At 43.8% G+C, this 23,635-nt stretch carries 19 protein-coding genes and 3 pseudogenes; 9 read left to right on the top strand and 13 right to left on the bottom strand.

What is annotated here, in order from left to right; genetic code table 11:
- Nucleotides 1–138: 138 nt before the first annotated feature.
- Nucleotides 139–1,131, bottom strand: a complete 993-nt coding sequence (locus tag HRE53_RS27280) for a diguanylate cyclase domain-containing protein (protein WP_235111712.1) — start codon at nt 1,129–1,131, stop codon at nt 139–141.
- A 666-nt stretch (nt 1,132–1,797) separates the two neighbouring features.
- Between HRE53_RS27280 and HRE53_RS27275 the strand changes: the two genes are divergently transcribed.
- Nucleotides 1,798–4,215: an ATP-binding protein gene (locus tag HRE53_RS27275; protein ID WP_235111710.1), complete on the top strand. Its 2,418-nt coding sequence runs from the start codon at nt 1,798–1,800 to the stop codon at nt 4,213–4,215.
- A gap of 608 nt (nt 4,216–4,823) precedes the next feature.
- The gene (locus HRE53_RS27270) at nt 4,824–5,267 is read left to right on the top strand and encodes a pentapeptide repeat-containing protein (protein ID WP_235111708.1); all 444 of its coding nucleotides are present in this window, start codon (nt 4,824–4,826) and stop codon (nt 5,265–5,267) included.
- A 152-nt stretch (nt 5,268–5,419) separates the two neighbouring features.
- Here the strand turns inward: HRE53_RS27270 and HRE53_RS27265 are convergent, their stop codons facing one another.
- The 5 genes from HRE53_RS27265 to HRE53_RS35005 form a co-directional block, all read right to left on the bottom strand.
- The gene (locus HRE53_RS27265) at nt 5,420–5,611 is read right to left on the bottom strand and encodes a diguanylate cyclase (RefSeq protein ID WP_235111706.1); all 192 of its coding nucleotides are present in this window, start codon (nt 5,609–5,611) and stop codon (nt 5,420–5,422) included.
- Nucleotides 5,562–6,392 carry a response regulator gene (locus HRE53_RS27260; RefSeq protein WP_255801552.1) on the bottom strand — a complete coding sequence of 277 codons (831 nt, stop codon included), beginning with the start codon at nt 6,390–6,392 and terminating at the stop codon, nt 5,562–5,564. Before HRE53_RS27260 ends, HRE53_RS27265 begins: the two co-directional genes overlap by 50 nt.
- A 65-nt stretch (nt 6,393–6,457) precedes the next feature.
- Nucleotides 6,458–7,663, bottom strand: a complete 1,206-nt coding sequence (locus tag HRE53_RS35015) for an ATP-binding protein (protein ID WP_315876775.1) — start codon at nt 7,661–7,663, stop codon at nt 6,458–6,460.
- Between the two features lie 55 nt (nt 7,664–7,718).
- Entirely contained in the window at nt 7,719–8,276 is a 558-nt protein-coding gene (locus tag HRE53_RS35010) for a histidine kinase dimerization/phospho-acceptor domain-containing protein (protein ID WP_315876773.1), read from the bottom strand.
- Complete coding sequence (locus HRE53_RS35005; RefSeq protein WP_315876771.1) at nt 8,266–8,940, bottom strand: hypothetical protein; 675 nt, start codon at nt 8,938–8,940, stop codon at nt 8,266–8,268. Before HRE53_RS35005 ends, HRE53_RS35010 begins: the two co-directional genes overlap by 11 nt.
- A gap of 329 nt (nt 8,941–9,269) precedes the next feature.
- Here HRE53_RS35005 and HRE53_RS27250 point away from each other — a divergent pair, with 329 nt between their 5' ends.
- Genes HRE53_RS27250 through HRE53_RS27240 form a run of 3 tightly spaced genes read left to right on the top strand, consistent with a single transcriptional unit; the run spans nt 9,270 to nt 11,508 of the window.
- The gene (locus HRE53_RS27250) at nt 9,270–10,409 is read left to right on the top strand and encodes a PAS domain S-box protein (protein WP_235111695.1); all 1,140 of its coding nucleotides are present in this window, start codon (nt 9,270–9,272) and stop codon (nt 10,407–10,409) included.
- A complete protein-coding gene (locus HRE53_RS27245; RefSeq protein WP_315876777.1) occupies nt 10,328–10,786 on the top strand; it encodes a PAS domain S-box protein in 459 nt (152 codons plus the stop codon). Before HRE53_RS27250 ends, HRE53_RS27245 begins: the two co-directional genes overlap by 82 nt.
- 2 nt (nt 10,787–10,788) lie before the next feature.
- Nucleotides 10,789–11,508, top strand: a complete 720-nt coding sequence (locus tag HRE53_RS27240) for a histidine kinase dimerization/phosphoacceptor domain -containing protein (RefSeq protein ID WP_235111693.1) — start codon at nt 10,789–10,791, stop codon at nt 11,506–11,508.
- 75 nt (nt 11,509–11,583) lie between these two features.
- Here HRE53_RS27240 and HRE53_RS27235 read toward each other — a convergent pair whose 3' ends face one another.
- From HRE53_RS27235 to HRE53_RS27225, 3 genes are read right to left on the bottom strand one after another with little or no spacing between them, the layout of a single operon-like run.
- Nucleotides 11,584–12,108 carry a hypothetical protein gene (locus tag HRE53_RS27235; RefSeq protein WP_235111688.1) on the bottom strand — a complete coding sequence of 175 codons (525 nt, stop codon included), beginning with the start codon at nt 12,106–12,108 and terminating at the stop codon, nt 11,584–11,586.
- Nucleotides 12,077–12,343 (bottom strand): hypothetical protein, encoded by a 267-nt coding sequence (locus tag HRE53_RS27230; RefSeq protein ID WP_235111687.1) that lies wholly within the window; start codon nt 12,341–12,343, stop codon nt 12,077–12,079. The genes HRE53_RS27235 and HRE53_RS27230 overlap by 32 nt, the downstream gene beginning before the upstream one ends.
- A gap of 27 nt (nt 12,344–12,370) precedes the next feature.
- Entirely contained in the window at nt 12,371–12,931 is a 561-nt protein-coding gene (locus HRE53_RS27225) for a DUF6431 domain-containing protein (RefSeq protein ID WP_235111681.1), read from the bottom strand.
- A 247-nt stretch (nt 12,932–13,178) separates the two neighbouring features.
- On the opposite strand from HRE53_RS27225, the gene HRE53_RS27220 reads away from it, so the two are divergent.
- Complete coding sequence (locus HRE53_RS27220) at nt 13,179–13,526, top strand: response regulator (RefSeq protein ID WP_235111679.1); 348 nt, start codon at nt 13,179–13,181, stop codon at nt 13,524–13,526.
- 228 nt (nt 13,527–13,754) lie between these two features.
- Here HRE53_RS27220 and istB read toward each other — a convergent pair whose 3' ends face one another.
- The 4 genes and pseudogenes from istB to HRE53_RS27200 all read right to left on the bottom strand — a co-directional run.
- Nucleotides 13,755–14,504, bottom strand: coding sequence for an IS21-like element helper ATPase IstB (gene istB / locus HRE53_RS27215; RefSeq protein ID WP_304518439.1), 750 nt, complete (start codon nt 14,502–14,504; stop codon nt 13,755–13,757).
- Nucleotides 14,505–15,349: 845 nt separating this feature from the next.
- Nucleotides 15,350–15,721 carry a hypothetical protein gene (locus HRE53_RS35325; RefSeq protein ID WP_396133493.1) on the bottom strand — a complete coding sequence of 124 codons (372 nt, stop codon included), beginning with the start codon at nt 15,719–15,721 and terminating at the stop codon, nt 15,350–15,352.
- A gap of 73 nt (nt 15,722–15,794) precedes the next feature.
- Nucleotides 15,795–17,462, bottom strand: coding sequence for an ISL3 family transposase (locus tag HRE53_RS27205; RefSeq protein WP_235108595.1), 1,668 nt, complete (start codon nt 17,460–17,462; stop codon nt 15,795–15,797).
- Between the two features lie 78 nt (nt 17,463–17,540).
- Nucleotides 17,541–17,846 (bottom strand): annotated as a pseudogene (locus HRE53_RS27200) (IS21 family transposase); the annotation flags it as partial.
- Between the two features lie 153 nt (nt 17,847–17,999).
- On the opposite strand from HRE53_RS27200, the pseudogene HRE53_RS27195 reads away from it, so the two are divergent.
- The 3 genes and pseudogenes from HRE53_RS27195 to HRE53_RS27185 all read left to right on the top strand — a co-directional run.
- A pseudogene (locus HRE53_RS27195) lies at nt 18,000–19,748 on the top strand (putative bifunctional diguanylate cyclase/phosphodiesterase); the annotation flags it as partial.
- Between the two features lie 76 nt (nt 19,749–19,824).
- Nucleotides 19,825–20,091: pseudogene (locus tag HRE53_RS27190) on the top strand (transposase); the annotation flags it as partial.
- Nucleotides 20,092–20,360: 269 nt separating this feature from the next.
- Entirely contained in the window at nt 20,361–23,150 is a 2,790-nt protein-coding gene (locus HRE53_RS27185) for a response regulator (RefSeq protein WP_235111673.1), read from the top strand.
- The last annotated feature ends 485 nt before the right edge of the window (nt 23,151–23,635 follow it).

The following is a 23,635-nucleotide window of genomic DNA, read 5'->3' as shown; positions in this document are numbered from 1 at the left end:
TTTAATGGATTATTTTGTGCTATTTATAACTTATACATCGCAATGACTTTATGTTTATCGTTACCTGATAGAAGTATTTCTTTGATTTTTAAATCTTAGACTAAACACAATTTTTTATAACTAAACTAGATTGAAGATCTACATCTGAATAGGTTGGAAAAAGTGAAGGCAATTGCGACCTTGTTCCTTGGCCATATATAGAGATTGATCTGCCAGTTCAATTAATTGAGAGGGAGCGATTTCTTTCTTTGGAATAACACTGGCTACCCCTAAACTGAGACTAATCCAATGACCCACTGAGGAAGATATATGAGGAATATGGAGTGCTTCAATTTCTGCTCTGATGGCCTCTGCAACATGGACAGCCCCCGATTGATCTGTGTTAGGTAACACTACTGCAAATTCTTCCCCACCATACCGAGCCACACAGTCTGCTGGCCGCTTGGCAACTGTCTTAATAGCATGGGCTACTTGCTGTAAACAGTGATCTCCAGCCGGGTGACCATAGGTATCGTTATAGGCCTTAAAGTGATCGACATCGCATAGGATTAAAGAAAGGGGTTGCCCTTCCCGCATTAATCGGACCCACTCAGACATAAATACTGTGTCAAATCGACGTCGGTTGCTAATCTTAGTCAAGCTGTCTATTACAGCAATATTTTCAAGTTTACGGTTTGCTATTGTTAACTCTTTGGAGATTTTTTTCAAAGATTCGTTCTTCTCTCTCAATTCTGAGCGTAAATTTTGTCGTTCTAGAGCGAATTGAATTGAACAACATAATACAGTGGCGTCAAAATGTCCTTTGAATAGACAATCTTGTGCTCCATGCTGCAATAGGTGAAGTGCTTGCAATGGGTCCAGATTGCCACTGAGAATAATCAGAGGCATTTCAGGGAAGGTCAGCTGAATTTGTTGAAATGCTTCTAGGCCATGGGCATCAGTTAAAGATAGATCAAGGAGTATGAGGTCGAAGGCAGGATGATGGTGAAGTCGAGCTATCCCTTCTGCCAATGTCTTCCTATGTTCAAGAGTAGCGGAAAAACTGTGACGGCCCTCCAGTAATTCTTTGATGATTTCAACATCTTGTTTATCATCTTCAATCATCAAAATCCGGGTATCACCAATCTGCATCGCCTTACTCCCCTATTCTTTTTAGACAATGGCACATGCATATTAAAGTATGAACTCAAAAAAAATTTGTTAATTCCATAATGTTTTCTCATCTCTCAGAATAATGTCTGCATATCTATAGTGAATTGAAAATTAACAGAAAATACAACTAATGACGAAGTAAAGATTCAGTTAAGATCTTCTGTGCTATTTGCTACTGTTATTCAATAAATTGATGCTTTACTAATCATGCTAAGTATCTTATATTCTTAGTCCTAAAATTAACCTCAATAACTAATAAGAATTGACTTGATACCAATTAGCACCTAAGAGTGTAATTTTAATTATTTGCTAACCCAACTCAGTATTGGGTTTCACGAGTTTGAGAGTTACACCTTCAGGCACAGCTTGGTATAAGCTACAAATACCTAGCCTATAAAAAACTCTATTTAAATTTAATGTTCGTCAATTAACTAACATCAAGAAGAGATGTTTTCTGTTAATTTTTTTTATTCACATAAGAAATATAATTGCATTATTGCTTGGAGGCAATGAAATAGATTTGCCGAAAATGTTCTTTACTTCATTCGATTGTCGTTTAATTTAGGTAGATACTGGAAGTTAGTTGTTTTCTATAACGGGCATATTAATAAGAAGTAGTTTAGATGGAACTAATTTAGTGCATCGATGATTGGGACAACATCTTCTACAAAAGTTCAGCATTTTCTTGTTATTGAAGATGAATTAGGGAAGCGTACAATTCCACTACTGGAAACGACTTGTTCTATTGGCCGAGATCCCAGCAACTCGATTGTGATTCAATCACCATCAGCATCTCGTCAGCATGCTTTACTGATGAGGGTCACGATGCCTGATACCGATAGCCACATGTTTCGCTTGATTGATGGAAACCTCCAAGGTAAACGCAGTAAGAATGGTTTGAAAGTTAATGACCATACTTGTACCACACATGATTTGAATCATGGTGATGAAGTCATTTTTGGCGAGGATGTGCGGGCCAGATATTACATGACGAACAATATCGCTGATGTGCATTTTCTAGAGTCTTGTGCTGCTGATGAAGTCACGGGCTTTTTGTCTAATCTTCATAATCCAATGCAGACCTTAACGCAATCAGGTGAGGTACTTGCTAGCTTTAATGAGGCTGCTATTGTCCGTTTAGCATCTTTCCCAGAGCTCTTTTCTAACCCCATCATCGAAATTAACTTAAAAGGCAAAACTACTTATTTAAATCCCGCTGCCGTAGCCCAATTCCCTCAACTACGGGATCTTCAATCTAAACACCCAATATTGGAGGGGTTAGTCACATTAATTGCCAAGGATCATGAAAAGTTTTTTGTTAGAGAAGTAGAAATAGGAACCCAAATTTTTGAGCAATCCGTTCACTTTATTGCTGAGAGTGATCTGATTCGAAGTTATATCGTTGATATTACAGAACGAAAGTTAACGGAAGCGGCTTTGAATGATAGTGAGCGCCGATTTCGGGCTATTTTCAATCAAACCTTTCAGTTCTCAGGTCTTTTGAAGCCTAATGGTATTTTGTTGGAGGCTAATCAAACTGCTCTGGAGTTTGGTGGTCTCCATTTAGAAGATGTGATCAATTGTCCACTCTGGGAAACTCGATGGTGGACCAATTCAACAGAGACTCAAAGTCGGCTCCAGAATGCTGTATTGGAGGCGGCTAGGGGAAAGTTCGTTCGGTATGAGGTGGATGTACTTGGAGCCAAGGACAAGGTGACAACCATCGATTTTTCTTTAAAGCCCGTCCGTGATGAACTCGGTGTTGTCGTGTTGCTGATTTTCGAAGGTCGAGATATCAGCTATCACAAGCAAGTTGAAGCAGACTTACAGCAGGCACATAGCGAACTTGAGTTAAGAGTGCAACAACGAACAGCTGAGCTCAAGCAGAGTAATGAGCAATTAAGAAGCGAAATTGGTGAACGTGAGCGTGCCGAAACAGCTTTGCAATCGAGTGTTGCCACTAATCGGGCCTTGATCAATGCAATGCCCGATTGGATGTTTCGCATTAATAGGGATGGTATTTTCGTCAATTATAAAGATGCCTTGAACACCAAGTTCCCCCTTCCAACTGAAGAGTTTTTAGGTCAGTCCCTAGAAAGGATCTTTTGCCAAGACACGGCACAGCCGTTTTTTGACTGTATTCAAGCAGCATTTACCACTAAGGAGATGCAGCTACTCGAATATCAACTGGAGTCTGAGAGTAACCTTTGCTTTTTTGAAGCTCGGATTGTAGTGAGTGCCGAGAATGAAGTGATGGCTGTAATTCGCGATATCACTGACCGCAAACGGGCTGAAGACGATATCCGCACAGCCCTGACCAAGGAACGGGAACTCAACGAACTCAAGTCTCGCTTTGTCGCTATGACCTCCCATGAGTTTAGAACCCCCTTGGCAACTATTTTGTCTTCGGCGGAGCTGTTGGAGCATTATGGCCACAAGTGGGACGATACTCGGAAGCTCAAGCACTTGAAACAAATTCAACAATCTGTAGAACATATGACAGGCCTGTTAAATGATGTGCTTCTACTGGGTAAAGCAGAATCAGGGAATCTCGCCTTTAAACCCATCCACATGCACCTAACAGATTTTTGCAGAGGTCTAGTAGAAGAGCTGCAGATTACTACGAATACTCATGAGATTGTATGCCAGTTGCAAGAACAAACTACAGAACTACATATGGATGAGAAATTGCTTCGGCATATCTTTACGAATTTACTCTCTAATGCAATTAAATACTCCCCCCAAGGAGGACGAATAGATTTTGGTTTGGCCTTTGAAAATGACTATGCAATCTTCAATGTCCAAGATCATGGTTTAGGGATTCCCCAAACGGAGTGTGATCGCGTTTTTAATTCCTTTAATCGGGCCAGCAATGTTGGCAATATTTCAGGGACAGGATTGGGGTTGGCTATCGTGAAACGTTCTGTTGATTTGCATGGGGGTGAAATCTCACTCACTAGTCAAGAAAAGGTCGGAACCACCTTTACTGTACGACTGCCAGTAGGGGGAATTAACGGGATTGGGGAAAACAAATTTCAAATGACGTTCCAGCCTCTCGCTTGACAGTTATGGTACCTGAAATCTGTTTTGTTAAGGTGTTAAGCATCCGTAAGCCCAAAGTGTGGGATCTTGCAACGTTCAGGTTAGCGGGTAAACCAATACCGCTATCGAAAATTTTCCACCTGTAAATGTTTCCGGGTTAACTTGCCAAGCCTGAGTTTTGGAGGTTTTACAATGGTTTCACTCCACTCAGATTGGAAGGCATCTCTTTTTGTCAAAGTCAAAATTGTACTCAGTGATGACTACGGCAATGTCTTACCAGCAAGTTTCGCCAGAAGAATAAGGGGATAAGCTAGTCTGAACGAGTAACTCGCGCCTTAACTGTACTGAGAACTGCGGAACTAAATGGCCAATAGCAGCAGCTCTGGCTCCCTCAAACCAATGCAGAGTAAGTGAACCCGGAATAATTTACAGGTGGGATTTTTCTAAGCTGTGTCGCCAACCAAGCAACTTATTTGGGTGAATGTGCTGACGCCATTTGAACAGTTTAGGGGTTAGGGAGAGATGCCTAGGAGATTCAGATGGGTCAGCAGGGAGCGTTCTATAGGGGTGGGGTTTATATTGAGAAATAAGGGTATTTGGTGAACAATGATTTCTGAAGGTAGAAAGACATGGTTAGGGCTTTACTCAGGTTTGGTTCTGGGGATTTCGACTTACTTGAGATTTTGCGGAGAGGGCCAGATGCTTGGAACCAGTGGCGTGAGAAAAATCCTAATCAGGAGATAAATCTCAGTGGTGCTGACCTCAGCGGTGCCAATCTCCACAGTGCCGACCTCCACAATGCAAAACTAAGCAGTGCAAAACTCAACGGTGCCGATCTCCGCAGTGCCGACCTTAGCGATGCAAAGCTCAACGATGCGAACCTCACCCGTGCAAAACTAAGCAGTGCAAAACTGAACAATGCGAACCTCGTTGGTGCCAACCTTTTTGGTGCCCACCTCTTCAATACTGATTTCACGAATGTCAACCTCAGACGTGCCGAACTATTCGGTGCTATTGTTTTTGAAGAAACTAAGATTGATCCTAAATGGCTTCCTAAACCTCATCCAAGATGAGATCTGGAGTTTTTAGATCTTGGGTGTTTTTGCATAGATTCTTTTCGGGGCTTATGCGAAATACCTTCTATATATCAACAGTTTTGATTCTTTTGATTAATTCTCAGTAAAAAAGGGCTCTTGTCCTCTTTTGTCGTCATAAAAAGTTATTTTTAACGTCTTTCTCTAGCTTTTTGCATAGCAATTTCAGCATTTTTCAAAGTAATATCAACCACATCATCAGCTGCCTGACCATAGCCAACACCAATGCTACCTGTGATAGTGATTTCATGATCTTGAATTGCAAAAGGCTGTTCAAGGCAAAATAACACTTTCTCCACAAATAAATCTACCTGTTTTTTCATCTGTTAATTTGCTAAAAAGAATAGCAAATTGATCTCCTCCTAAACGAGCTAACATATCGTCGGGATTGATTACCTCCTGTAGCTTTACAGCTAATTGTTTCAATAGTTCATCCCCAACACAGTAGCCAAAAGAGTAATTAACCTCTCTAAAGTGATCGCAATCGATATAGAGCACGGCGAATTTATAAGATTTATCCATCTTGGCTAAAAATAGAGACTGTTCCAAACGCTTCAAGAATGAAGCTCTATTGGGGATATTTGTGAGTAGGTCATAATGACTTGTTTCTAGTAAGCGGGTGTTCGAAAGTTTCAATTTACTATTCTGCTCAATGACCCATTCTTGGAGTTGGTTATTCAAACCCAGGATTTTTTCTTGAGCTGATTTTAATAAAAGCTGATTATGCACCCGTGCTAATACTTCTTCAACTTGAAAAGGTTTTGTGAGATAGTCTACCCCTCCCACATCAAAGGCTTTGACTTTATCTAAGGGATCGTCTAAAGCACTAAGGAAAATAATGGGAATATTTGCTGTTTGGGGATTCCGTTTTAGTTGAACACAAACTTCATACCCATTTAGATCTGGCATGAGGATATCTAATAGGATTAAATCGGGTAGGAGAGAGTCTACAGAGTTTAACGCCATTTCACCACCCGTTGCTTTTCGAACAGAATAGCCCTGAATAGACAACATGCTAGAGAGCAACCGCAGATTTTCTAACGTGTCGTCGACAATCAGAATCTCACTGGGAAGTAATTGGGTGGCTGGACTGGAGAGATCCATATTCAGATTAGTATGGAGTTCATTCATGGTTGGTTTTAAAGTGCGATGGGTCAAATTTGGTTGCATCATTCCATCAAAGCGTCCATCAACTGAACGATTTTCTCGAATTGATAATTCTCAACCCAGTTGGTCAAAGCTATGGCTAAAGATTGATGCTCTGAAGGGATTTGCTCAATGAGTTGTAAAAGGAGGACATCGTTTCCTTGACTCGCTCTTTGACCGATGCCCTTTATCCAATCTGGTGGCATGATCCTTAAGCTCTCTGGATCAAGATTTCCATGATTATGGGGTTGGTCTTTATTCTGGGTATCGTGATTTTGAAGAGAGTCTTCTGTTATATATTTCACTCCAAGATGGGCTGCGATTTTCTGTATCAGTTCATTTTGTTGAAAGGGTTTGCGTACAAAATCATCACATCCTGCATCAAATATTTTTTGTTTGTTTTCTTCAAATACACTTGCTGTCAGGGCAATCACAACAGTCTCCTTCCCTTGAGAAGTCGCCTTAATGTGTTGTGTTGCCTGGTAGCCATCCATTTCAGGCATACGTATATCCATCCATATCAAATGGGGCTGCCACTCTTGCCAGATTTTTATCGCTTCTCGACCATTCTTGGCTTCTCGCACTGAGAAGCCCATCAAACATAGGAAATCAACGAGGGGAGCTCGATTCGTTTGCTCATCATCAGCAACAAGAAGGCGAAATTCAGGTTGATTGGGGGCCACACAAACAGGCTGAACCATCGCTTCACTGTCAGTGTCTGTCGGCATACCATTGGCAATCACTAAGGGAATATGAAAGACGAATGTAGAGCCTTGTCCTTTTTGGCTATTGACGGAGAGATCCCCTCCCATCAGTCGTACAAACTTCTTGCTAATACTGAGTCCTAAGCCCGTACCTTCTCTTGATTCCAAGCCAATATCACCCTGCTCAAATGCAAGAAAGAGTTTATCCAGGCTTTTAGAATCTATTCCAGGACCTGTATCGCTGATAGCAAACGTCAAAGTCTGAGCGTCTACAGAAACATATAAGTCGATCTGCCCCTTTTGAGTAAATTTGATGGCATTACCCAGAATGTTAATCAACACTTGACGGAGCTTACCTTGATCCGCCTTGATATATCGAGGGACAAGGGCTTGTCCATGAAAATAGAGTTGCAGCTGCTTGCTTGAGGCTTTGAGGCTAAACAGCTCTTCCAACTCGATGAGCAAGTTGTATAGGTCAAAGCTGATAGGCGTGAGATGGAGTTGACCTGCCTCAATTTTGGCCATTTCCAACACATCATTAATTAATGCTAGAAGGTGTTTCCCACTGCGGTTAATCGTATTAACGTACTTGGTATCCTGCGCCCCCTAGGTGTTGAGAGCGCTGCATCAGCTGGGCATAGCCTAAGATGGCATTAAGAGGGGTACGGAGTTCATGGCTCATATGGCTTAAGAAATCGCTTTTTGAGCTATTAGCCCTTTCTGCCTCCTCTTTCGCAGCTTTGAGTGCTTTAGTTTGTTTTTGCGAATGGGCTAATAGCTCAGCTTGCTGTACTGCTACCCCTAATTGGGTCCCCACCTGAGTCATGATTTGGGTCGCTGATGAGTCCCAATGGAAAGGAGCAGCATCTTGAGTCGCCATAAGTAATCCCCATAAATGCGTACCATCGACAATGGGAACCACGAGATAAGATCCGATGTTTAATCGCTTTAAGACTTTAAGGGTATAAGGATCAAATCCAAACTCATTGACATCTGTGATCGTTCGACAACGCACTTCTTGACTGGGGTCTCCCAAGGCAAATTCGTAAAGATAGGTTTGACTCAGTATTTGTTTTAGGCCCTTTGGGGGAGAAATCTCTACAGTCTTAGCTCCCGGATGAGCAGCTTTAAGAGCCATGATGGAGGGGGCTATTCTGGCTCACCGACTCAGCGACTAACGTCCCGCTCCAATCGGATTTAAACTGATATACCAAAGTCCGATCGCAAGCAATAACCTGCTTTAATTCTTGAGTCGTATCGACGAATATAGTCTGTATATCTAAGGTCTTTCGCATGCGCTGAATGATCCCAGAGAGGGCATGTTCTCGTTCAGCAGCTTTTTTCAATTCAGCCGTTCGTTCTTGGACAAGGGTCTCTAAACCATCATTGAGATTGCGGAGTTCAACTTCGGCTCTTTGGCGTTCCTGAATTTCTTTTTGTAAGGCTTGATTGACTGTTTCCAGTTGTTCTGGCGTTTTCAAGGATAAGAATTTGGGAAGTAACGTTGCCATTTCCGTAGCTGTATAGCAGGAGACTAGAGCAGTGATAGCTTGCTCAGTCCCAGACAGCCAGTAGGCAGGGTGCCATAAGGTCCAAATTTCCAGTAAATGGCCTGTACCACAGAGAACAATGAATGCTCCAAACAACAGAAAAATATTCTGAAAAGGGACATCGCTCCTTTTGGAGACGAAGTAGAGCAACATCACAGGAATGGAAAAGTAAGCCACTGCAATTAGTAAATCACTGATTACATGTAGACCTACCAAAGGAGTTTGCCAAAGGTAACAATGACCGTGAGGCATGTATTGCTCTGGGGAAAACAGATTTTTTAAAGTATTCCAAAGACTATTCATATATCCTGGCAAGTGATTGACATAAAAAAAATAGTCACTAACACCGACTTGTCTTCTGATATTTCTTTCTCAAACTGATTGTTCTGAATTGGAGATGAATAGCCGCTTTACATCAGTTAAAGCTTGCCCCCAAAAAAAGATATGAATATGCATTAATCCTAGATATTCAGTTGATTTAGATAGATGCTTGGAGATCATTCCTAAAGACTGGGAATGCTGAGATCTAAATGGGTTGAGCATCCGGCCACTTTGGATATCAGTAGGGGGAAGTTTCATTAATGGCAGATCAACTAACTGCAACAACGGTGCAGCAAACACAAGCCTGGCAACAAGCCATTCTGGACAGTGCAGACTTCACGATGATTGCAACAGACCCTCAAGGGATTATCCAAACCATTAATGCTGGGGCACTGCGCAAATTAGGCTATCAGCCTGAAGAAGTGATTGGTAAAGTTACACCCGCCATTATTCATGATCCACTAGAAGTTCAGGAAAGAGCACAACAACTCTCATGCGAATTGGGCTATTCTATTGAACCTGGCTTTGAAGCCTTCGTTGCTAAGGCTCGATTGGGAATACCTGATGAAAATATTTGGACTTATATTCGTAAAGATCAGAGTCATTTTCCTGTTTGCCTGTCAGTGACAGCCTTACGTGATGAGGTAGGTAATGTGACGGGTTTTTTGGGGATTGGTAAAGACATCACTGAACAACAAAAGACTAAACAATCCCTTGATGAAAGTGAAGCCCGTTTTGCAGGAGCATTTCAACATGCAGCTATCGGTATGGCTCTGGTCTCACCAGAGGGGCATTGGCTAAAAGTCAATGCGTCAATTTGCGACATTGTAGGCTACTCAGAATCAGAGCTATTGTCGCTTACATTTCAAGATATAACCCACCCAGATGATTTAGGAACAGATTTAAGGTATATCAAGCAGCTTCTGGCGGGTGAAATTGACCATTACGACCTAGAGAAACGCTATATCCATAAACAAGGCCATGAAGTTTGGATTTTACTCAGCGTCTCTTTGTTGCACAAAGATGATGGCCAACCGCTATATTTCATATCCCAAATCCAAGACATTAATAAGCGCAAACAAGCAGAGTCAGCTTTGCAGAAATTCAACACCGATCTAGAGAAGCTGGTTGCGGAACGCACCAACCAATTAGAGAATGCCTACCTAAAACTAAAAACCTCAGAAGCACAATACCAAGACCTTTATGACAACGCCCCTGATATGTATTTATCCGTGGATGTTCGCACCAGCAAGGTTCTGCATTGCAACAAGACTTTATGCAATATTTTGGGTCTGAGCAAAGATGAACTCTTAAATCGATCCATTTTGAACTGTATCACCCTGACTGTCACCCACAAGTTAAGAAGACTTTTCAAGCCTTTGTCGATACTGGAGAAGTAAAAGATGCTCAACTTGTTGTGCAACGACAAGATGGGAGCAAGTTAGACGTTAGTCTTAATGTCCGCGCCGTTCGTGATCAAAATGGAACTATTCTACATAGTCGTTCTAGTTGGCGTGATATCACTGAGCGGAAACAATTGGAAACTCAGTTGCAAGAGGTCAATGTAGAACTAGAGCGGCGAGTCGAACAACGCACCCAAGACCTTCATGCAGCTAATCAGAGACTAGAGCAAGAAATGAGTGAGCGACAACAAATAGATCTAGCTCGGCAGAAAAGTGAAGAGCGTTTACAACTTGCTTTAGAAGGATCAGGGGGATGGGATATGGGATTGGGATATAGCGACAGGTGCTCTTTACTTAAGCCCCCCAATGGCTAGCAATGTTGGAATATGATGTGGGTGATTTACCTCTACAAGTGAGTACTTGGGAAAAGTTAGTCCATCCAGAGGATCAACCCTGGGTGATGAAATTACTCAACGACCATCTTCAAGATCCTCTTCAACCGTATGCCTTTGACTATCGAGTCAAAACTAAATCAGGTCACTGGAAATGGATTGGCAACTTTGGTAAGTTAGTCGCCAAAGATTTGGAGGGAACCCCCCTCCGTATGGCAGGGATGCATAAAGACATCACTGTTCGTAAATATAGAGAGGAGCAGATCAAAACTTCCCTCCGAGAAAAAGAGGTCATGCTACAAGAAATTCACCACCGAGTGAAAAACAACTTGCAAGTAATTTCAAGCCTTTTGAATCTCCAAGCTAGAAATGTGAATGATCCGGGCACATTAGAAGTGATCAAAGAAAGCCAGAACCGAGTTAGTTCGATGGCATTGGTTCATGAAAAGCTCTATCAATCGAAGAATTTAGACAAGATTAACTTTTCAGAATATATCACTGACCTAGTGAACTCCCTCACCCGCTCCTACCAAAGTCAATCCAATCAAGTCAAAATTAAAATTGATGTGGAGCATGTTGCCTTCAAGCTGGATATAGCAATACCTTGCGGTCTGATTATCAATGAATTAGTCTCTAATGCTCTCAAGTATGCTTTTACAGATAGTTTAAAGCCAGAAATAAAATCTCTATGCATACAAGCGTAGAACATGAAATAAACCTAGTCATCGCTGATAACGGTACTGGAATTCCTGAGCAGATAGATCAGAAAATGGTGTCTGCTAGAAAGTAGGCGCAAGCATGGCATCCAGACTTCCCACGGTGCATAGGTTAAGAGCCTCCATCCAAGGCATACCTTTGAGCTGAACTCCGAAATGTTCCGCTAAAGATTGCCCCGCCTTTTTCGCATCAGGGAGAAACTGTCGTAGATTATTCACAATCGCCCAGGCATTCACCATGGGATTAATGGCATCCTCTGCTCGATATTGCCCAAATTTTATGAGCTTCTTGTCCAAGAATCGCATGGAGCGATCTAAAGGTGCAGAATAGGCGGAAGCGTCTTTATGTTTCAGGTGATTCGTAAACAGAAAGCGTTTGTGCTTGAGAATATCTAATCGTTTGAGCAACATTGGCTCATCGGCATAGCGTTCACGATTGCGCCGTACCCTTTGTGAATAAGACGCTAGTGAAGAAGCATTTAGAACTGAATCGAAATCATCTTTGAGTTGTTGGAGTTGGTCAGGTAGCCAATCAGGGTGGGTCTTTGAGAAATCATCAAACGTGGCACTCACCCGTTTTTTGGCCATGGAGTTTGCACTCTATCAAGTCGAGGCCAACCTCAGATATCCAAGCATTTTGAGAAGCGACCCAGCCGTCGGTGGTCACCGATGCGGGGACATACAGTTGTGCTTGATCCAAGTGGCCTGTGGCTTGTGCGGCGGCGTCCATTTCCGTCAGAAACCGATGGATGGTGACTTGAAAAGCATCCTCATCCGTGGACTTCATCAATTCGGTATACCAAATCAATTCAGCTTGAGCCACCAAAAACAAGTAGATTTGCTCCCCCCTCTAAACTGGCAAACTTCTCGTCACTGAGTAAATGGGCGGGGGGGGGGTGAGTCCCAGACGCAGTAAAAGTAAATACACAGGCATCAAGTTCCCCAACCACTGCACCAGACTCCAAACCCAACCGGGTTGCCAACCTCGCTCTGCTCCCTGCCAGCTATAAATCGTAGCCGTCTCTCTGTTGCTCAGTCCCATGCCTAAATTCAACTCCAGCAGTTTCCCCAAGCAGTCGGCATCTTGACGACGATAGCGCAGGATAAAGCTGGGCAAAACCGTGAAAACGGCTCGACAGCTTTGGCAGCGCACTCGACAGATAGGGATTGTCTCGACTGGTCCTAACCACCCTTGAACTTGGCGCTCTCGTAGAGCATGGAGCGTATAACGACTGGTATCACGGCAGCAGGGCTTATGACGTTCTGGAGAGAGTTGGGCTGTCAGGGGCGCTTGCAGATACTCGATTAAGGGGCGGCGATTGTCTGCTTGCACCAGGTCTAAATAGTCTTGTTTGGTTGCACCAAAATGAACAATTGCCGTACGATTTTGATGGGCTTGTTTTTCAGTCATGACTAATTCGCTACGCTCAGAGTCACTGAAGTATAAGCTTTTCAGACCTTTGCTGTCTCAGACACCATTTTCTGATCTATCTGTCCTGAGAACTTTGACTGGCGACAATCTCGATCACTAGGGCTAAGGCTCGTTTCCAACTTAACAAGACAACTGTCTGGAAATATCGATCTTCTTGATCATGAAGGCACTGTATTTAACTTAACGTTCCCCATAACAGCTTAATTTTTTTGGCTCGGTAATACTTATGACTGCAACTAAGATTCTGATCGTCGAAGATGAAAGTGTTGTTGCGATTGATATTCAAGATAGTCTCATGCACTTGGGATATGATGTTCCCTTTATTGTTGATACAGGTCTTGATGCAATTAAAACAGCTCAAGAGTTTAGTCCTGATCTCGTCTTGATGGACATCCACCTTAAAGGTGATATGGATGGTATTGAAGCCTCAGAACATATTTACCGGAAGCTTGGTATTCCCATTATTTACCTGACAGCCAACGCAGATGAGGCAACCTATGCTAGGGCAAAATTAACGGGTCCTTTTGGTTACTTGCTAAAGCCCTTCCGGGAGTGTCGAATGTCAATTACATAGTCCGAAAGTATTTTGATTTTCCTCCTGCTATTAGAGATTTGATTTGAAGCTTTGTCACTTGTACTTGAGATCGATGATCTTCTGCCTCGGTGATGGCCGAAGGCCGGTCGGAGACCATCGCGACAGAGAGCAAATGACAATTATCAATAAAACCACCATCAATAGAGATGCTTTCGAGTAAGCATCTCTATTGATGGTGGGGTAAAGGAGGTTTATTCTCGCTTGGGATTAGCTAGAAGTCTTTGGAGAATTGGCCGCGTTTTTAGCAGCTGCTTGTTTTCGAAAACTCTCAGCCTGCATCTCGAAAATGGTGGCATGGTGAATTAAGCGATCAATAGCAGCCACTGTCATCATCGAGTTGGGGAAGATCTTATCCCATTGGCTGAAAGGCTGATTAGCCGTGATGAGTAGGCTCTTTCGCTCATAGCGATGAGCAATCAGTTCGAATAGGACCGAGGTTTCAACATCAGACTTTTGAATATAGCCGAGGTCATCAATGATGAGCAGATCGTACCGGTCGAGCTTAGACAACAGGCTCTGCAATTCCAGTTGGAGTTTTGCCAGTTCCAGCTGTTGCACCAACGCTGTGGCCGTGACAAACTTCACCCGTTTCCCCAACTCAACAATAGAAGTCCCTAATGCAGAGCTGACATGTGTTTTCCCTGTTCCGCTTGGCCCAAATATCAAAATATTACTGCCCGACTCTAGCCAGTGAGTTGTTTGGGAAAACTCCATGATGGCTGCTGGATTGAGACTGGGAATATGGTCAAACTCAAAATTGGTCCAGGACTTGCCGTAGGGCAGCTGCGCTTCGGTTAGCGCGCGGGAGATCCGATTCTGTTCTCGACGGCTGGCTTCCCCTTGGGCTAAAGCCAATAGAAACTGGGCGTAGGACCAATTCTCCTGAGTCGCTTGATGCTCGATGCTCTGCCACTCGTCGAGGAAATGTCTTAACCGGAGCTGCTTGAGCGTCATCATCAAATTGTCGTATGGATTGTCCGGTGCTGCATTGGAGGAGTTGGTCATAGTCGGAGAGAGCGTGCTGTTGTGAAATGACGTCAGGATATTGCTCAGTCGAGAGCTTGAACTCAAAGGCTTGTTTTAATCTACTCAAGGTCAGGGTGGACTGTTCCAGTTGGGTTTGTAGATAGTCAGCTACCTGGGATTCTTGATCCTGAGTTGCAGCAATGTAGAGGGCTTCTGTCATCAAACGGGCAGCCTGGTCCCGCTCAAAGTCAGCTTTGAGGGATTCCCATAGCTGATGCCATTGAAGATTGGGCAGTAAGTCTGCTTGCCATTGGCAGTAGAGAAACGCATGGGGCTTTCTCCTGAGACTTTCTGCCACATGCTTGTAATCGATACTACGAGCCCGTCTCTTCTTCCCAGAGCCATGGACATGGACCCGCGCCAATTCCACTACGGGAGTGGTGCCTAAGAAACCGACAAGGCGGTCATGGTATAGGTGCAGTTTCAACCGATGACCAGTTAAGCGAGAGGGGACTGTGTACAGGACACAGCGGACGGCAATCGTGCTGTTGCAGCTGACTTTAGCGCTGCGGATTTCATAATCAGGGGTGCGATATTTGGGCAAAGGTTGTAATGTGGGGAGCTCCAGTGCAAACTTCTTTTGACACTTGGCATTCAGCTTAGCGATGACTTGCTCGATGAACTGTTGATACTCAGCTACGGATTCGAAGTCAAAGCTGCCTCGACGATACAGGGCCTGGCATAATCGCCGCTTGAAATAGCCATGGGAGCTCTCGATGCCGCCATTCTCATGAGAGACGCCCAGATTGTTGCGGGTCGGCTCCATCCGGTAATGGTCACACAGAGTGGAATACAACTGAGTCAGCTGGGGGGTTACGACCGCCGGTATTGCGATAGGCGGCACTCAGACTATCGGTACGGTGGGTCTTAGGAACACCACCACAGGCAGATAAGGCATTTTGTAGTCCTTGAGATAAGCCGATAAAACTCTCTCCGCCTTGAATCACCTGCACGTACTGCCAGCCGCTATAACTCAGTCGATAGTGATACAAGATATGGTGAAAGGTTTCACCCTGAACCGTCACACTGAAACCTTTGAGCTGGGTGAAGTCTGACTGTCCCATCTCTCCAGGATGATGTTGAATTTTGAACATCACTTCTTTGGGCTTGCCATGAGCTGCCTTCCATTTAGCGGTTCGGCGTTGCACGGTTCTGATCGGTTCTTCCCAGCTTTTGGTGATTCGGTTTAAACCCTTACTCAGAAAGAGATTTGCTTCTTTCTCATGAAGCCATAATTAGTCGCTTGGCGAGTAGTGTTAATCCTGCCCTGCCAAACATCTGACGCTTAAGCATTTTTAGTTTGTTGTTGAGTCCCTCCACCGGACCATTACTGACCTCCATCATCATGCTGGCTTTGACTGCAGCATAGTCATCCATGAGACCCGCAGCAAACTTTTTCAACGGTTGAATTGGACAGGTCAATGCCTTCATCAACCAACAATCAAAAGCATCGGCCTGTCGTTGTCTGAGCAACTCAAGGAACGTATGAGCTAAATCAACAAGGGTTGCTAAGTCCGGGTGTTGTTTGACCAGGTATTCCAACAACTCTTTATTTTCGGGTTCTCGATTCTCTTCTTTGAGCACAATTAGATAGGCTGCTTGACGAGGTGTAAAAGGAGGAGCTTGAGGATCAATGACAGTGGGTAAGGACTTTGTCACTGGAGCACGATATGAAGGAAGGCTCTGAGCTTCGCGGAACCCACGAAGGTAACGCTGGAGAGTGCGTTGGGAGCCTTCATAGCCATTCTGTCGGAGCAATACCATCAAGACTTTGGAGTTCGTTATTCCAGAATTCCACCAAGCCACAACCTCCTGTTTGTAGGGGTCGAGTAGGCTCCTACCCAAGGTCGGACGTCGGTTATAAGTTTCTGGAAAATCAGGTCGGGTACCATATTTGCGAACAGTACATTCACTCACTCCGACTTTGTCTGCAATAGCTGCAGTCGACCATTGTTGTTCGCGGAGAGCTTTAATTTCTTGCTGCTGTTGTACCCGAATTTGATGGTTTGCCTGTGCCCGTTCTTGAAAGGTTGCAGTGGCAGTCGATTGAGGAATTACAACAACCGTTGCAGTATGCCCTAGATTTGAGCTAGTGACTGGGTATTGCTCCCGTGAAGCGGCTTTAAGCTCAGCATGGTAGTTTTCCAATGAAAGCTCAAGCGCTTCACTCAAATTTTTGACTAGATGAAAGCGATCTGCAACTTGTCTGGCGTCTGGCGCAGCCTTATCCATGGCACTTTTGTAGGTCTTGGAACGGTCACGGGATAATACTTCTATACCTGGATGCTCTCGTAGCCAATCGACCAATGTGTCTGCTTTGCGATCTGCTAGCAGGGCAATAGGTTGATGAGTCTCTAAGTTGACTAAAATTGTGCCGTAATTATGGCCTTTTCGGAACGCAAAGTCGTCTACCCCTAACACTTTTGGAACCTCGAACTCAGGGAGGGGAAGGCGCTCTAAGTGGTTGAGTAGTGTACTGCCACAGCTAAAATAGCCCAGACACTTGCCTAGACGAGAACCAGCAGCACCGCCTAAGGCTAACCCAATCTCCTGGAGATGCTGAACCTGGCGTACGGTTTTCCTGGCCCAAGGTGCCGCCACCTCTGGAATGCGTTCGGTAAAAATACGACGGCGACACTCTGAATTCGGACAAAAGAATTTGCAGACTAGCACGAGCAAGCTTAAGCTGAAGTGCAAGCAGGGTAAGTCGGCAAGGGTTCGTTGATATCGACTGTGCACTCGATGAGCCACGCTACCGCACAAGGGGCATGGAGCCACCGTTTGGGTGGACATAACACTCAATTCCAAATGCTGGTGTTCTACATCCATTTCATAGTCGTTCAATTGGAGCCCGTTGGGGCTAGGTAATAAAGCTTGGAGTAATTCCATGGCCAGAATATTGCAAAGACTCTAGCTTCAATGGTTTCACAGATTTTTCATCGCATCACCAAAAGCTGGGAAGAGCCTTCTGATCTTGTCATCATATTGCCCAGGATGGTCCTCTTGTAAGGTCTCAAATAGAGTAGTCGCTTCTAATCGAGGCTCACGCTCTAACATCGGCTCAAGTTCTAATTCCCATAATCCATCCAGCGGATCTTCACGGGTTTTCCAGTCATGAGGGCGGCCTCGTTGGGGACGATGGGTGCCACTATCAATACGACGGGCAGTGCGGGTTGAGATCCCTGCTTTGGCAGCTGCAGTGTCTTGGGAAGAGCCGGATTGTTTTGTTTTCATATAAAGCTGTACCTGTTGAGGTTTAATAGGAGCTGGCACTAGAGGTCCCTAATCGTCTTAGGTGTACAAACCCTAGTGTCTTTCCTGTATGGAGTTATAAAAAAAGTGAAAAGGTATAGATGCTCTCTGAACTGATTTGAGATCTCTTGTGTTTTGAGAATGAGATCCTGATTTCTAGAGAGGTCTACGTAATTGTCAGGCGGTCATGTATTCGGTCTATGCAATTGTCGCCTATCACGGGAGGAAGAGCTACATACAACCATTGGCATCGCTCTCTACAAACACCAAGTTGATCAAGAAAAAGAAGAACAAGAACAGCGCTTGACCACGATTCTGCAGAGTATTGGTGAAGCCGTGATTGTAAGTGACCATGAAAGTAAAGTTACTTTTATCAATCCTGTAGCCGAAGAAATAACTCACTGGAAATCGTTGGAGGCCATCGGTGAAAAAGTCTCCACCATTGTTCCTATTCTGAGCGATGCGACGTTACTCCCCACAACACACCCGGCTGACAATGCACTGAAAAGCCTGTCCACGGTCGTTATGCCTGAGAACATTCTGCTCGAAACTAAAGGCCATTCAAGAATACCCATTGCTCTAACCGCCGCTCCCTTAAAAGATAGAAAGGGCAAAGCAATGGGGGTTGTCACGGCTTTTCGGGATATGACGGACCATAAACAAGCTAGAGAGCTTCTGATTCGGAATGCATTCTATGATTCCCTAACAACTCTCCCCAATCGGGCTTTGTTGATAGATCGCTTAAATCAATCCCTAGAAAGAGTAAAGCAATATGCCAATGATTCTTTTGCCTTACTTTTCGTTGATATAGACCGATTCAAAATGGTCAATGACAGCTTAGGGCATCCCTGTGGAGATCAGCTGTTACTCGCCATTGGCAAACGGTTGCGTCAGAACCTTTTTGCTACGGATACCGTGGCTCGCTTTGGGGGGGATGAGTTTGCCATCTTACTTGAGCATGTTTATGACAACAAAATGGCTTCTGAAGTCGCTGCACGCATCAATCATGTTCTCCAACAACCGTTTTTGGTTGAAGGGCAGACGGTTTATACCTCTGCCAGTATTGGTGTAGTTCTGGGTAGTGCCAAATATCAGAATGCTGATGACTTGCTCAGGGATGCAGATATTGCCATGTACCGTTCTAAAGAACAGGGTAAAAGCTGCTTCACGGTGTTTGAGCCTTCAATGTATGCTCAAGTCAAAGGTTTACTGCAATTAGAGAACGATATCCGTGATGCAATTGCCAACCGAGAATTTGAAGTTCATTATCAACCGATCCTAGCGTTATCGACCCAGGAAATTGTTGGATTTGAAGCGTTGGTGCGGTGGCGTAAACCTGGGCAGGGACTGATATCACCAGGAGTGTTTATTCCTGTCGCTGAGGAAACAGGCCTGATTGTCCCGATAGATTGGTGGGTGATGGATGAAGCTTGTCTGCAAATGCGCTTTTGGCAGCAACAGTTTCCCTCGTCCCCACCCTTAACAATCAGCATCAACATCTCCAGCAAACATTTTGCTCAACCCTCTCTCGTGGAGCAGGTTCGTCAAGTTTTAGAGAAAACGGGTCTGCCTCCGCAGAGTTTAAAGCTAGAAATTACTGAAACTGCATTGATTGAAAATCCTGATTTCGCCAATGTTGTTCTGACTCAATTGAAGCAGTTGGGCGTAAAGCTATGTATTGATGACTTTGGTACAGGTTATTCATCTTTAAGCTATCTACATCGGTTTCCCTTGGATATCCTAAAGATAGACCGCTCCTTCATCAATTCCATGCATGAGAATGAGGAGAAATTAAAAATCGTCAAAGTTATCATTACTTTAGCGAAGACGCTAGATATGCCAATCGTTGCAGAGGGGATTGAAACAGAGCAACAAGCTGAAATTCTGCGACAATTAGGTTGTGAATATGCACAGGGATTTCTGTTTCACAGACCTGTTGAATCAAGAGACGCTGAAATTGTATTACAAGAAACAAATAAAACTTCAACGGCTGAGCAAAGCCATCCGACAGCATTGATCGATTGAGAACCAACTCCACTGGGTCTTGGACGTGACCTTTGGCGAAGATGCTAGCCGCATTCGCACAGGACATGCGCCGGAAAACATGGCCATCCTGAGACGCTGGAGCATCAACCTTCTCAATCAAGAAACGTCCTTTAAGAAAAGTACCCGTCAAAAACTAAAACGGGCGAGCATGGATGAAGCGTATATGCTCAAAGTTCTAGGCGCTTCTATTCCTTTACAGTCTAGCCTTTCAGAGGCTTGATTTTCTTGCGCTTACCCTGCACAAATAACACAAGTTTCAACGAGATATAAGAGAACTATCTCTGGCACAGGCTAAGTTGCAAGTTTTTCGTCACCCTTAAAGGAAGATTTAAATCACATTGAAAAAAAAATTATCTTTAGCCTACCATTCTATCTCCGAAATATTTATTACAATGCACTACTGGAGTTAAACTTGGGCACTGTAAAAGGGTGATCAGTAGTCAAATAAGTAGATTAGTCAACTAATGGCTGAATCATCCTCTATTTATAGTGAAAAAAATACTTTTGGGAGAAAATATTATCCAAAGCCAACTATTGCAATTGGTCATGGATAATCTACCAGAATGTATTTTCTGGAAAGATATTAATTCAGTCTATTTAGGATGTAATCATAAGTTCGCAAAAATAGCAGGAGTTGATACACCAGACAAAATTATTGGTAAAACGGATTATGACTTAGTTTGGCAGGCAGAGGAAGCTGAATTCTTTCGACAGTGTGATCGCAGAGTGATGGATTCTAACTCATCAGAGTTAGGTATTATTGAACCGCAATTACAAGCAGATGGTAAACAAGCCTGGTTAGAAACCAATAAAGTCCCCCTTCATGACGAGCAGGGCAATGTTATCGGGATTTTAGGCACCTTTCAAGATATTACAGAACGAAAAGAGGCAGAATTAGCCTTAAAGCAGCTCAATGAACAACTAGAGCATCGGGTTGAAGTAAGAACATCAGAGCTACTTAAAGCGAAAGAAGCTGCTGATAGTGCCAACAAAGCAAAAAGCGCATTTCTCGCCAATATGAGTCATGAACTGCGTACCCCTATGAATGCTGTCATAGGGATGACAGGATTACTGACCCATACCTCTCTAGATGCTCAGCAACAAGACTTTGTCGATACGATTCGCAGCAGTGGTGATGCCCTTTTATGTCTCATCAACGATATTCTTGACTTCTCTAAAATTGAAGCAGGAAAACTAGATCTTGAAAAACAACCTTTTGAAATCAGGCAATGTATTGAAGGAGCACTGTTAATAGTTGCGTCTAAAGCCTCAGAAAAAAATCTAGAACTGGCTTATCTGATCAACTCACCAATTCCAACTGCCATTCTTGGGGATATCACTCGATTAAGGCAAGTTCTAGTCAATTTGCTCAATAACGCTATTAAATTTACGGGAGAAGGAGAAGTCGTTGTCTATGTATCAGCAAACCCCATTGAGGAGCAGCGGTCTCAAGCTGATGCAGAATGTGTAACACCTGTGGTTGCAGATGCAACCTCATATGTCATTCAATTTGATATCAAAGACACAGGGATTGGAATTCCACCTGACAAACTGAAGCGCTTATTTAAATCTTTTTCGCAAGTGGACGTTTCCACCACTCGGAAATTTGGGGGAACAGGGCTGGGATTAGCCATTAGCAAGCAGCTGAGTGAGCTGATGGGTGGGAAAATATGGGTCAACAGCGAAGTGAGCAAAGGGTCAACTTTTTCCTTTACGATTATCGCTTCTGAAATTCCTGACTTTGTTAGCCCTCATACCCTTACAGATGTAGAACTAGCGGGTAAACAGTTGCTAATTGTGGAAGATAATGCCACAAATCGGGAAATTCTTACTTTACAAGCTCAATCTTGGGGAATGTTGACCTGTGCCGTTAAATCAGGGGTAAAAGCCCTGGAATGGCTACAGCGAGGTGTGACATTTGATCTAGCTATTTTAGATATGCAAATGCCTGAGATGGACGGTGTGACTCTGGCTCAAAAAATACGCAAGCAACCAAGTGGTAAATCCCTACCCCTGATCATCCTCAGTTCATTGGGAAAAGAAGATATCCGCTCACGAGCAAAAGAGAACAATATTTCAGCCATATTAAACAAGCCGATACAACAGACACAATTGCATAATGTTCTGTGCCAAGTCTTGGGTAATCCATCAGCCCAAGTAGAGCAAGTTTCAACTGAAGAACAAATATCTACAAATTTAGCAGCCCAACACCCGTTACGAATTCTATTGGCAGAAGATATGGTTGTGAACCAAAAGGTGGCTTTATTAACCTTGAAGCAACTGGGGTATCAAGCGGATGTTGCCAATAACGGCTTAGAAGTTATAGAAGCATTAGAACGGCAACCCTATGATCTGGTGTTTATGGATGTGCAAATGCCAGAAATGGATGGTCTAACAGCCACAAAAGAAGTGTGTCAACGGTGGTCTCCAGAAGAACGGCCTTACATTATCGCCATGACAGCTAATGCCATGCAAGGGGACCGGGAAATCTGTCTAGCAGCAGGTATGGATGGTTATATTACTAAGCCAGTGCGTATGAACGAACTTAGGGATGTTCTGAGTCGTTGTCAACCGATAAACGACGATAGTTCAGAAGACTTAGCCCCGCCTTTGCCCCAAGCACAACTTGACACTCAGACGCTCTTTACTCCTATTGAGGATCTTACCCATACTGAAAAATCAGATGAAAGTATACTCTCCTCACAGCCATCTAGAAAAGAAAGATCGGCAGATTTGCCATCTACCTCCAATACTAAGTCCTCTCATGACTGGCCTACAACTGAAGGAAATTCGAGCGATCTAGACTGTCAAAACTGTCTGAGCGTTGAACCGCCACCTATAGCTTCTAGCACCCAGGACTCTCACTCTTCTGTGATCACAATGGAGCAGTTCAACATAGCTAATACTCCTATTGATTCAACCATTTTTGATCCCTCAGCTCTCGAGAGTTTTCATCAAATGGCAGGAGAACATGCTTCCCTCTTAATCTCTGACTTACTGAGCACTTATATCGAAGATGCACCAGAGCGGGTAAACAGAATGCAGCAGGCAGTAAGTGATAGAAATCCAGAACTATTGAGTGATGCCGCTCATGCTTTAAAGTCGGCTAGTGCCAATCTTGGGGCCAAACAACTCTCTAAGCTTTGTGCTCAAGCTGAAACATTAGGACAGGCTGGCACCATGGAGGGAGCAGAAGATATTGTCTTCAAAGTTGCCCAAGCCTACCAAACAATCTGCACTATGTTTGAGGCAGAAATAAAAAAGCTATCAGCATTTTGATATCTAAGTTATCTCTAATCCCAACTTTATTGGGTGGTGCGGCGATCTGTCTTGGAAGCAAAAATAATTTGTAGCTACTATATGCATGGCTTATAAGTGTAATTAGCGTCTAATCATAGCCTTGATCTTTTGTGGCCAGGTAGGAGGAATTTAAGGAGTTCGCCTTATTCGGGGGTAAGGTCACTCGGATATGATGTACGCATTGCTCTTTGATGGCCATCGTTTGGTGATGGCAGCCTATTCACAAAGGGCTTGCTTATGGAAGACTTGAATTCTCAAACATCCCTCCTTCTAACGAATTCTGGAGTCTATTAGAATTCAGGTCTATTGAGGGTTTCGAGAATTTACATCTCCTTTCACTGTAGAGTCGTTGAGCACTCTAGCAGCGAAGGGAAATACTCCATACATGGCAGCTTCAATTCATGGCGATCAGACCATCTATTTACCCGTCGAAAGTGAAACCCAATATCGACAGATAGTCCTTG

Source organism: Acaryochloris sp. 'Moss Beach' (assembly GCF_021497025.1).
Lineage (GTDB): Bacteria > Cyanobacteriota > Cyanobacteriia > Thermosynechococcales > Thermosynechococcaceae > Acaryochloris > Acaryochloris marina_A.
This window is presented reverse-complemented; position numbering and strand designations above follow the sequence as displayed.

Bases quoted from the DNA above. Each gene is read 5' to 3' on its own strand.
- HRE53_RS27280 (WP_235111712.1), bottom strand. From the start codon at position 1,131: ATGCAGATTGGTGATACCCGGATTTTGATGATTGAAGATGATAAACAA.
- HRE53_RS27275 (WP_235111710.1), top strand. From the start codon at position 1,798: ATGATTGGGACAACATCTTCTACAAAAGTTCAGCATTTTCTTGTTATT.
- HRE53_RS27270 (WP_235111708.1), top strand. From the start codon at position 4,824: ATGGTTAGGGCTTTACTCAGGTTTGGTTCTGGGGATTTCGACTTACTT.
- HRE53_RS27265 (WP_235111706.1), bottom strand. From the start codon at position 5,611: ATGAAAAAACAGGTAGATTTATTTGTGGAGAAAGTGTTATTTTGCCTT.
- HRE53_RS27260 (WP_255801552.1), bottom strand. From the start codon at position 6,392: ATGGATCTCTCCAGTCCAGCCACCCAATTACTTCCCAGTGAGATTCTG.
- HRE53_RS35015 (WP_315876775.1), bottom strand. From the start codon at position 7,663: ATGGCCAAAATTGAGGCAGGTCAACTCCATCTCACGCCTATCAGCTTT.
- HRE53_RS35010 (WP_315876773.1), bottom strand. From the start codon at position 8,276: ATGGCTCTTAAAGCTGCTCATCCGGGAGCTAAGACTGTAGAGATTTCT.
- HRE53_RS35005 (WP_315876771.1), bottom strand. From the start codon at position 8,940: ATGCCTCACGGTCATTGTTACCTTTGGCAAACTCCTTTGGTAGGTCTA.
- HRE53_RS27250 (WP_235111695.1), top strand. From the start codon at position 9,270: ATGGCAGATCAACTAACTGCAACAACGGTGCAGCAAACACAAGCCTGG.
- HRE53_RS27240 (WP_235111693.1), top strand. From the start codon at position 10,789: ATGTTGGAATATGATGTGGGTGATTTACCTCTACAAGTGAGTACTTGG.
- HRE53_RS27235 (WP_235111688.1), bottom strand. From the start codon at position 12,108: ATGGCCAAAAAACGGGTGAGTGCCACGTTTGATGATTTCTCAAAGACC.
- HRE53_RS27225 (WP_235111681.1), bottom strand. From the start codon at position 12,931: ATGACTGAAAAACAAGCCCATCAAAATCGTACGGCAATTGTTCATTTT.
- HRE53_RS27220 (WP_235111679.1), top strand. From the start codon at position 13,179: ATGACTGCAACTAAGATTCTGATCGTCGAAGATGAAAGTGTTGTTGCG.
- istB (WP_304518439.1), bottom strand. From the start codon at position 14,504: ATGATGACGCTCAAGCAGCTCCGGTTAAGACATTTCCTCGACGAGTGG.
- HRE53_RS27205 (WP_235108595.1), bottom strand. From the start codon at position 17,462: ATGGAATTACTCCAAGCTTTATTACCTAGCCCCAACGGGCTCCAATTG.